The organism is Candidatus Chloroploca sp. Khr17 (assembly GCF_004138165.1).
Lineage (GTDB): Bacteria > Chloroflexota > Chloroflexia > Chloroflexales > Chloroflexaceae > Chloroploca.
Map to the genome: position 1 here is coordinate 17,143 of NZ_RYFF01000063.1, position 10,681 is coordinate 27,823.

Annotated in this window: 3 protein-coding genes and 1 pseudogene; 2 read left to right on the forward strand and 2 right to left on the reverse strand. The window is 56.2% G+C overall.

The annotated features are described in order from the left end of the window. Positions 1–78: 78 nt before the first annotated feature. Positions 79–8,076: a DEAD/DEAH box helicase gene (locus EKD05_RS22440; protein WP_129677366.1), complete on the reverse strand. Its 7,998-nt coding sequence runs from the start codon at positions 8,074–8,076 to the stop codon at positions 79–81. A gap of 40 nt (positions 8,077–8,116) precedes the next feature. After that, positions 8,117–9,076 carry a DUF1848 domain-containing protein gene (locus EKD05_RS22445; protein ID WP_129677368.1) on the reverse strand — a complete coding sequence of 320 codons (960 nt, stop codon included), beginning with the start codon at positions 9,074–9,076 and terminating at the stop codon, positions 8,117–8,119. Positions 9,077–9,658: 582 nt separating this feature from the next. On the opposite strand from EKD05_RS22445, the gene EKD05_RS22450 reads away from it, so the two are divergent. Both EKD05_RS22450 and EKD05_RS22455 read left to right on the forward strand, forming a co-directional pair. Continuing rightward, positions 9,659–9,967, forward strand: coding sequence for a hypothetical protein (locus tag EKD05_RS22450; RefSeq protein WP_129677370.1), 309 nt, complete (start codon positions 9,659–9,661; stop codon positions 9,965–9,967). A gap of 350 nt (positions 9,968–10,317) precedes the next feature. Next, positions 10,318–10,681, forward strand: a pseudogene (locus EKD05_RS22455) (hypothetical protein); the annotation flags it as partial.

Here is a 10,681-nt window from a genome sequence, read left to right on the forward strand (position 1 = left end):
CAGCGCTGCCTTTTGCTGATCGTTAAAGTTTACTGGTTACGAACGTTGAGCATAGAGGAAAAGAAGGCAGATGACGGACTACACCGCATACGTTCCCGTCCCCAGCATCGTCGCAGCAATCCTGGCATAGTCAGGATTAATTGGCCGGTCGTCCTGGCTAAACTGCTCTGCCCGGTCAATAAAGAGTGTGGCTGATTCACGGTTTTTGCCAAGTTGAAGATGCGGATGCAAGCTGGCCAACTGGTGAGCTCTGGCGCATCGGCCAGCCTGCACAAGCGCTTCAATTTGGAAGGCTAGCGGGGTCAGGTAGGTTGGTCTGACCCAGGTACGTACCTGTTCGAGGGTTATAGCGAGCATATCAGCGTACTCCGGATCACGCTGTGGCTCGAACGTGTACTTCAGCTTCGCAGGCATCTCCCAAGTCACCTCGTTGTGGCGCAATGAACCCATTGGACTAAAGATATCTTCCAGGATGCGTGCCATGCGTACCGCAAGATTCCAGCGCCTGAATGGCAATGGCTCAGGTAGCTTTGCCAACGTCGCAGCATAGCCACCAGTAAGCAGCGAGTCGATGCATGTGTGGCTCAACGCAAGCCCATCCTGATGCTGCTTACAGAAGTCTAGATAGGCGCAGATCGCGTTCGTGTCTGAGTTGAAGCGACTCTGGATGAGTCGGTGCGCCTCGGTGGAAAGCGTTCCACTCGCATTCAGGAGCGTATGAAATGCGGTCAGCAGCCAGGCCACCGACGCAGCTTGCGTGTGATTGGTTGCTTGCGATCTAGTCAATAATTGCAATAGCCGCAGCTGATCCTCAAGGGGAAAATAGGCAATCTCATCAGGAAGGAGGGTACAAATTCGTTCTTGCAATGCTTCAGGAGCTTGGCGTAGTTTCTGGTGAACATACGGGCGAAAGTTTGGATGCGTGTTGAACTGCGTTTGGATCCACCCTAAGATGCGCGGACGGAAGGGGGGGACTGCGAGAGTTTGCATCACATAGGCAACAAATAGGTCGGCTTCATGCGCACACACCGTTTGCCATGCCTGATGGGCTTGGGCGGCAAGCGGTGGAATCTGGAACAGTGCATAGGCCATAGGCCCGAGTTGGGCAATGGCGTCGGTTCGCTCCGGGGGGCTTGGCAAGAGGCAGATCCCTACCTGGAGCAGATGAAGCCGATCATCATGGGGGAGACTGGCTTCAATATTCGCAAAGCGCTTCATCCATGTAGCAAAATCGTCCCAGGTTTGCGGTGAAAATGATGGTTTGAGCAGGTCATAGAGCGCGTTGAGCCATGTGGGAGTGGCTGGCACTGCCGCCAAGAAGCTATCGCGGTGCGGCCCTGGCGGAAAGGCCGCACATGTTGCGAGATAGGATGGGAGCAGAGCAGGGCTTTGCTCCCATACTTCTTGCCACTGCTGGTGAACCGTTGCGCGTATCACCGGATTGTCCACAGTAAAGAGCGAAACGGCAAGCGGCTGAAGCAATTCGGCGGTTAGGGTGCAAACTTCTCCTTGAGACCGCAGCACCCCAATGTATTGTGTGAATTGGCGCAACCTCTCCTCAGGTGGTTCGGCCAGGATCTGGGTACTATGATGCAACAGCCAATTATGGAGTGTGGATCGATAGGCCAAGATGATGGCACGATCTTCGCTGCGATAGACGAAATCGTCGAGGTGAGGGATTTGAGCTTGTAACCAGGCGTATGCGTTATTAGGCAAGCGATCGGCATTACGCGAGAGCATCCGTAAGGTTGCACCTAGGACTTCAAGTGCATTGGTACGATCCTCACTGGTCGCAAGCATCGACAGCGCATATTTGACCAGTTGCAGCTGGACATCCAAGCTCTCGCCACAAATCTCTTTCTGCCAGCATGTTATCCAGGGCGCCAACTCATCCCAATTCGATGGCAATTCCGTTGATTGCGCCCAGCGGTAGATGGTCAGCCGCATTGAATCGTGCGCAGGATCAAGCGTTGCCATAAACTGCATGAGTAGAGCCTGTCCACCAGGGATAAGCAGATATAGCAATGCGTGTATACGTGCGTGTTTAGGATAGCGCTGGGCCTCGGCTTGCAGGGTGGCCTGAGCGGTCGGTGGTAACGGAGCATCAATCAGTGCCGCCGCCTGGGCGCGTAACCACTCGGGAATGGTGCTTAATTCCGCTTTTTCGCTCAAGACGAGCGTGATCGTATGACGAAGCACAGCTAGGCGATCATCGAGTTCATCAGCGCGTAGCTCATCAATGAAACGGCAGACCCAACGACGAAAAGAATCTGTGTGTATACTCTGGAGTGCCGTTGGCTTCAGTTTCAGGTAGACCGCGTGATGGGTAACAGGGTGGTGCGTACGCAAGAAGGCGAGAAATTGGTTGATCAACTCCTCGCTGAACAGCGATGTTTCATGATGGGTGATGTAGGTGGCAATGGCATCGGGATCAGGCATGCAGATCCGTTGCCATACTTTGTGCGCAATGGGGCCAGTTTCAGGATCGCTAAGCAACGGCATGAGCAGGGGACTCAGCGCCGCAACTAACTGATCGTGTGGAGCATCAGACCTCGCCAGTTCACCCCACCTGTTGACTAGCCGTACCCGTTCCGCAGCTTCCTCAGCGCAGATTTCAGGGCTAAACCAGGTGAGCCAGATCTGTAACGCCCGCCAACTTTTGATTTCCCCGTGGCGCTTGAGCTTTGCGTAGACGGCACTGCGAGTCACTGGATCCTGGCGAGCAAGCAGGTTGAGTAGCTCTATGGCGTATGGGGCCGTCTCGGGGCGGCGCTGGCTCATCATGAGATACTCGGTGGCAAGGTTTGTGCAGCCAACGCAAACCTGTTGCCAAAGTGGGTGAACCTCGGGGGCGCTGCTTGGCTCGTTCAACAGCGGCAGCGCAAGGGGCCGGAGCTGAATGGCTGCTTGTTCCCGGCTTGGGCCAACGGGAAGCACCGCGCTTCCTGCACGGAGACAGCGCAAACATTCTTCCTGCGTGTCGCTCAGGAGTTCGCTCGCGAACTCGGTGAGGTACCACGCCGTCATCTCCCATGTCTCTAGTGCCAGGCGGGTACGGATGGCCTGGTACACCACGGCTTGCAGGGGCTGGATCTGATGAAGTTGCGCAATGATATTCAAGTTGGCTGGGGCAACCTGGAGTGCAGCGGTGGTGATCTGTTGGGCGATCACACTCGTCAACACAGCGCCCCCAGCAAGAGCGATCTGCGCCATGCGCAGCCGCTCGTTGGGGGTTTCCAGCAGACTGATCAGCCGTGTGGTGAGCGACAGATGCGTGCTCAGCGCCTCATCAGAAAGCTCCGCCACCACCGCACGCCGATCATCGGCAGACCAGGCTTCCCAGGCAACCGTGTTCTGGTCAAGGGCCGTAGCAATTGGTTCAGCCCGCGTCGCACGGTCGCCGGTGAGCCAAACCTTCAGCAGCAGCGGTGCTTCTGGGCCAGACCAGGCGACCGGGTAGGCCTCGTCAAGCAGCAGCCCTAACGTTGTCCAACTCAGCGCAGGTACGGCACGAGCGTAGAATGGTTCAGCGAGCGAGCGATCCTTGGCTAGTCGTGCCGCACGCAGTGCAAAGTGCTGGTGTCGTTGTTCGTCGTGCAGGACGCCAGGGGCAGCGTAGAGGTCGGCGAGGGCCGCACATGGCTCAAAGAGGAATCGATGACTGTCGGGGTTCCGCTGCTCTTGTAGTGCCAGCAAGTCTTGCCATGTCTGGGCTTCGACCTCCGGCTGACCTTGACGTTGGGCTAGCTTAATCCGCTGGCGACATATGCCCAATGAAGTAGGCTGAGCGCGCCACGCTTGTTCGACGAGCGCACTAACGACCTTTACATCGGCGTCGGTGGCTATCTGCACCAGGTTCTGGATAAGCTCAAGCAGATCACTCTTTCGAACTTCTAGCAGGCCTCTGATCATCGTAGACGCCCGGATGACTAGTGCGCCACGATGCGTCGGCGTATCAAGTAGCAGACGATTTGTCCATCCCTGGAGGTAAGCAAGCAAGGCGTGGCCGGATTGCTGCGCACGCTGCATTGCGTTCAGTAGCGCTTCGACTTGGTCGGGAGACGGAAAATCGGTGACGTACTGTTCAATCGTGTCAAACAACTGCGCTAACTCAGCGCTCATACGGGCCACCACCTGCTTGCGCTGCTCCAGCGATGCCGTGAAGTTCTCGGAAGGTACGCAGCGGCTACAACTCAGGCAGTTGTCGCCGACAATCACCTCAAAGGTCTTGAGGTAGCCAAGCAGCACTCCGCGCAGGCAAAGCTTGTTGCCCTGGGTACCGATCTGACCGTCAGGCTCGACCCCAACGTAGTCAGTGAGCAGTCGGTGGTAGGCAGCCCAGTCGTTGTCCTCGCGACTATCGTGGAGCGCCATGAATGCGTTCAAGTAAGCGTCAAAATCCTGATCACGCTCCAGAGCCGGTCCAGCCAGAATCTCCCAGCCCTGTGGCCTACGTAGTTCGGGCCAAGCAAACCAATCGTCCAGCGTGATCTCCTGACGCCCGTTTTTGTACGGACGTCTAGCTTTACGCGCCCGCTGGTCGGCCTCATACTTTTTTGCTCGTCGTACTGCGCCCGCATAGGCTCGCCAAGCAGCCAGACTCTCGCGGCCCTGGGCAGGGCCGTAATAGGGTGCGCCAATGGCTCTATAGGTAAGGAGTTTATCCTGACGCGACCCGGAGGCACCGGATTGAAACTGCTTGATGTCGCTCACGAGTTGGGTGACTTCGCTCAGAGGCTGCTTGATCCGGGTAGCAAGCTCGATCAGATCGCCGCTGCGCAAGATGCTGGTGAGTTCTGCTGCCGTTAGACGAGTCTCGCGCAACACCGCCCCGAAGTACGCATTTGAATTCAGGATGGCTGGGGCATCGTGAACCTGAGGCTGGATGAGGAGGGCACCAACCTGACAGTATGCCTGCACCAGGCTCTCGCGGGGGCCGTCCGAACCCACGCGAGGACGGATACGATAGACGACGTCGAGGATGCGCTTGATATAGTCGGTTTTGTGGGCATAGCGATAGCCACGCTCAAGCAACTCCTGATGCTCGGCAGACTCTTTGCCTTCAGGCTCACGGTCTGGCCATTCAGGCCATGTGTAGGGTGCGGTTAGTCCAGCCAGACTAGGCTGTTCGCTACAGCGCTCAAAGAAAGCGATGGCCTCATCATTGGTGATGTAGATGCGCCCAACGATCTTGCGTCGCGCTGAGCGGAGAAACGCACGCATAACCAAAACATCCTCACGGCGAATATACTTATCGGCCAGGAAGCGTCGCTGAATCTCATCATCAGAGGGGAGTTGGGTCTGTTTCCATTCGCTCTGCTCAAAGGGTGCGTCAGGGCTGTAGTAGAGAACTACCGTTGCAGGTTCACCGTCACGCCCGGCCCGTCCGGCCTCCTGGGCATAGGCCTCAAGGTTGCCAGGAGCGCTCCGATGGATGACGAGACGAATGTTCGGCTTATCAATGCCCATGCCGAAGCCTTTCGTCGCCACCATGATCGCTCGCTCGCCTTCGATGAAGGCCCGCTGCTGACCCTGTCGACTGCGCCCGCTCAGGTCACCCAGGGGGGGCGCTTGTTGCAGAGCGAAGCAATCCTCTGGCTCTTCCTCCTCGTCGTCCTCCGGTGCTGCGCTGGCGCTATCAAACTCCATCCTGCCGTGGTAGACCGCAACCCGTTCGGCAAGCGCTCGCTCCAGATAGGAGGCAAACGACGAAGCGCCGGGACTGAGGCGGCCTTGGTTTGCTTCACTGTTTCGACGGGTATACTCCAACTTGCCCCCGGTGTAGGGCATAAAGACAATCGCAGCACCAGGCGCTTCGTTCTGCTGATTATGGGCAAGGAGTTGTTGCAACTCAGTGAGGATGCTCTCGGTTTTGTCTTCAGTCGTTCGACAGACGCGCACCACCAGATTGAGCTCTGGTCGGTTTGAGGATTCGATGAAGAGATTGCCGCCGGCCTCAAGCGGGCGCGGATCCAGATCTAACTCTTCACAGATGTCGCGACGCACCTCGGGGCTCGCCGTTGCCGTCAGCGCAATGGGCAAGGGGTGAATGTCACGAGTGCGGAGGCGCGCCAACAGATTCAGGTACGACGAACGAAAGTCGTGGCCCCACTGACTGATGCAGTGCGCTTCATCCAGGGCTAGGTAGCGAATGCCAATTTGCTTATGCGCCCGGTGGAGACTCTCAAGCACATAGCTGCGCTCGAGTTGTTCGGGGGTGAGATAGACCAGTTTATAGTGGCCGAGTTCCATCCGGCGCAGACGCGCCATGCGTTCAGCAATACTGACATCGCCATTAATGACTGTGGTTAAACTATCAAGCCCATACCGCTGACAGATACGCTGCTCGTATTGATCCATCATCAGCGATTTGAGCGGCGAGACCACCAGCGTGATGCCGGGCAGCAGCATAGCAGGGAGGATATAACACTCGCTTTTGCCGCCGCCTGTTGCAGCAATGCCCAATATCGGTTTGCCGGTGAGTGACTGCCCGAGAATCTGATGTTGGAACGCCCGCATCCCTGCGAAGCCAAAGAGTCGATAGGCAATCTCGTCAACCGCGCGGCGCACCTGAGGCGTATATGCGGGTAGGAAAGTGCTGGCGATATCGCGTGGCTGCTGAATTTGCTCAAAGATCGTCTTTGAATCAGGAGTAATACGAGCTGTCTTTTTGCTCTTTACCGTATATGTTGCATGAATAATTCTGATCAACTCACCATAGCGCAGACGTGGGAACTGGACGCCCTGATCGCGGATGAGGGTGAGGGTTTGGAGCTTTGCCACCGCAGCAGGACACAGCTTGACAAATTCAGTCCATTTGTCGTTAGCCTCTCGTGGGCGATCAGGCTCCTGATGATCAATGCGGATGTCATTGTGGCTACCACCTTCGATGCCACGAAACGCACCAATGAAGGTAAGCGCTTGATCCGCTGGCCATGGTGCCGCATCAGTAGGCGTAAGCGGGGCGGTCATCGTCGGAAAGGAAGCTTGCGCGTGATGGAGCAGGACATAGCTCCATGAGAGTAAGTTGTTCTCTGCATCTTCAAACGACCGATTATCGTGCTGGTTGCGTGCGGCATATTCACGGAAGCGCCTGTAGAGCGCAGGTTGGTGCAGCGACTCGCGGCGCCCATTCCAGCAGGTGTCGCACGCCGCACTCATGGCGACTCCTGGTGCGACGCCACAGGGTCCCAGGGTCGTCAGGTGATCTGATTTCTCAAGCAACGCACGACGCCAGGCCATGAGGTGCTGCGCATTCTGTTGTGCCCCCGGCTCAATGATGATCGCGCTGGCGCTCTGCGGCAGGCTGCTGATCAACGTTCCAAGATGCTTTCGGCCTTCAGGCGAAAGCTCATTAAAGACGTTGGAGGCGATCACCAGATTGCTAGAGCCGCCGCTATAGGGCTGCTGATTCAAATCGTGCAGTTGCCATGCAGCGTGCGTAACCCACTGCTCGACCGTCTCCAGCCGCACCTGACTCTCCTCGTCATGGCTCAGTTCACGACGACGGCCTAGCGCCCCCGCATAGGCGGCGGCAATTTTGCGCGCATACGCAAGATTCTCCTGGGTGCAATCAACACCCGTGAAGGTCAAACTCTGGATTGGAAAAGGGGCTGCATAAAGGTCGCAGACAGTTGCCCAGGCGAGGAGAAAATCCATCAGGCCAAGCAGCGTCGTGCCTGTACCGACGCCAATATCAATAACATGCAGCACTGGACCGACCAGCGCTGCCCGCGCCACCAGATCGAGCAGGCTGAGTTGTACTTTCGCCACATTGGTCGTGCAGTAGTAGGCCAAGTAGGCGTCAAGGAAATCACGCGAGGTATAGCTCGTCGGTGTGAACGACTTCCCATGCGCCGCAAACGTTGTCCAGACTTGCGCAAGCTGAGCAATGCGCTGATCGGCCTCGTGAAGAATGGTGCGCATATCTTCGTGGTGGCGTTGGATATCCGGAGGGCGACCGCAGAGAACTTCGCATTGCGCAGCCTCAATGTAGTTTGCGATGCGCGCCCGTCCGCCAGGCGCAAGCAGTGCCTCTAGGGTTGCAACGACTGCAGGATCAAAAGGAGTTGCCATACACACCTTTGACAGAAATAGCTTGGCCCAATGATGGGCTTTACATATCAAGCGGAATGGTGAACTGTTGAGGCGGCAGGTCTTCTTCTGGCGGTTGCTTGGGGCCGCGCTTGATCAATGCATCATGTTCAACATCGTGCTCTTTATAGCGCTTCAGCGCCAGAGGACGGTTGATGACCGCATAGCAGTAGACACAACCATGAGGACAGGTGTCGTAGGCACCGATGTCACGACTGTCATAGCATCCACACTTGTTGCGGTTCGGTGAAAGTTTCAGCTTGTGCTGCTGTTTGTCTGGCCAAAGCTCGTCAATCAGTTCCTTGTCAACGCAGGCTCCGCGCTGAATGGGCGGGACGACCGCAAAGTCTTCGGCACATGTATAAAGACCAATTCCATGAGCTTCAGCGATGGATGCTAACTCACCAGCCAGTTCAAGTTTCTCGTTTTGTGGAGGGTCATAGGGTCGCAGGCTATCAGGAAGCTTCCTTGTGTTCCGTGCGACTTTGTCGTAGCCATCAAGAAAGCTGAAGTAACAGCGTTCCGTGGAACCAGCAAGCCGCTGCGCTAGCGTACGAAAGGTTCGCCGATGCCAGTCAGCATCCGTGAGCGGGGTGAAGATAATCGGATCGTAGCGCCAGAGCACATGCTTGTGGCTGTAATGGCGAGCAAGTGCTTGGAATGACTCGATCACCTGATCAGGTTGGGGAACGCGCTCCTCAAGTGGATGGGTCGTCCGTTCAGCAGTGTAGCCGGTCAGTGAATAGTGGAAATAGCACGCTAATCCGGCACGATCCAGCTCATCGAGGTGACGCAGGAATGGGCCGTAATGCTTAGACCAGAACACAATCGCGCGGACATCCTCTGATCGCAGCGAGACGGTGACGACTTGAGGGCCGTAGGGGTTATGGTAGCGAACATAGCCTTCACGAACCCGCTGCATAAACCAGTCGCCGTAAAAGGCGGGGATGTCGGTACGATAGGAGACGGATAGCACATGCATGAGGAGTCTGCTTTCATTCGACCAAGATCGGACGGAAAACTCGTACTGGAGTTGTCACCACTGCATCTTCTTGAATTGTAAGATGAACGTGATGCCATGTCGCACAGTAGAATTATGGGACAAACGGATTACCAGACCATTACCAGATAGTTTTTGCCCGGCACCGATGATCGCTGTGCCACAAAACGGGATGGTAAATGCTGAATAAGCATGCTATATTCATGCCAAACACGAGAGAAATACGTGAGCATAGGGGTTGGTTTGGTTGGGGCGGCGATGCCTACGATTCTTGCAACAGCACTTCCTGAACAAGGTCAATTGCTTGAGGTGCGCCACCGACGTTACGCTATGTCGTGACTGAGATCCTGCAGCGTACCCTGCACCCCGATCCGCTCCAGGCCTATGCCGACCCCGCAGCACCGGGTCAGCCTTGCGTCGGTTAGCGTCCCGTGTGATCGCGGAGGTTTTGACCAAGGGCGTGGCGCACGTACTCATGACGAGACATTCGTGGAGGGGAAACCGCACAGGCTCTTTGCCTTTGACGGATCTGAGGAAGGTAAAACGGGCCGGGGCGTTCTGCGCGTGGTTCGCAATCATGACCTTGATCTGGACTATCATCTGCTCTATGAAGTCCCCGCTGACGATAGCTATGCGGGCATTGCTTTCACATTTCCAGACATTGAAAATATGACACGGTTTCGTGCCTTACGGGTCGTCATTGCCTATGATCCGCCTGGAGGAGCGTGTACGCTGTATCTGAAGGAAAAGCCTGATGATATCTCAATTCCAGCGCATCAATGGCCCAGTGAAGGGGTCTCGCTGGCTTTAGATGCGACCTATCGTGATACGGTGCCTGTCGTCTGCTCAGCCTTGATTTTCTTCCCTGAGTAGCGGCTTATCATCAGCACCAGGACAAGCATCATACTCACGCACACATACGCCCAGGCCCATGCAGAGGCGGTCTTAGGTTGGGCCGCATGCAGGCTCGTACGCCCATCCCTGCATCCTGCATTAAGTGAGGTTGCCCAGCGGGGCGGGTGGACGGCGGGTGGTTGCCACCGCCGCAACGACGCTCCAGGCGCTGGCCACACTGAGGCCAGCACCAGGGTACGCAGTTCACTTCGGCGACAATGGCTGATCTGAGCTTGGTTTATCTGTGGTGTGCATATTTGTGACGCCTTCATGTGCTATCATCAGTCTGGTGAGGCAATAGCGCGTCTGCAAGATCAGTGAGGGTTTCCTTGAAGCGCCGACGTATTGTTGATATCTTTCAAGACGTAATCAATCCAAGCATTCCTGTTCTCTTTTTGGTCGGTACCATCGTACTGGCCGTGCTTGGCAATGCTGTCTATGATCTCCTTTTCATCGTGCTGAGTCCTGACCCCGATCAAGCAGTCGTGGTTCGCCTCATGCTGCTCAGCGGTGGCTCTCTCTTGCTGCTCGCCCTCATTGTTGGCCTGCTCTGGCTTTGGTACAATGCCCGTCGGCGACCACCTTTGCAGCCCCTCAAGCCAGCGCAGATTCTTGAGCGAAGCTATGCTGGCCTCGTTGTCTTTGTGAGCGAAAATCCAGAAGCAAGCGAACAGCGTGCGATTCAGCATCATT

Excerpts from the sequence above, each read along its gene's own strand:
- EKD05_RS22440 (WP_129677366.1), bottom strand. The coding sequence starts at position 8,076 with ATGGCAACTCCTTTTGATCCTGCAGTCGTTGCAACCCTAGAGGCACTG.
- EKD05_RS22445 (WP_129677368.1), bottom strand. The coding sequence starts at position 9,076 with ATGCATGTGCTATCCGTCTCCTATCGTACCGACATCCCCGCCTTTTAC.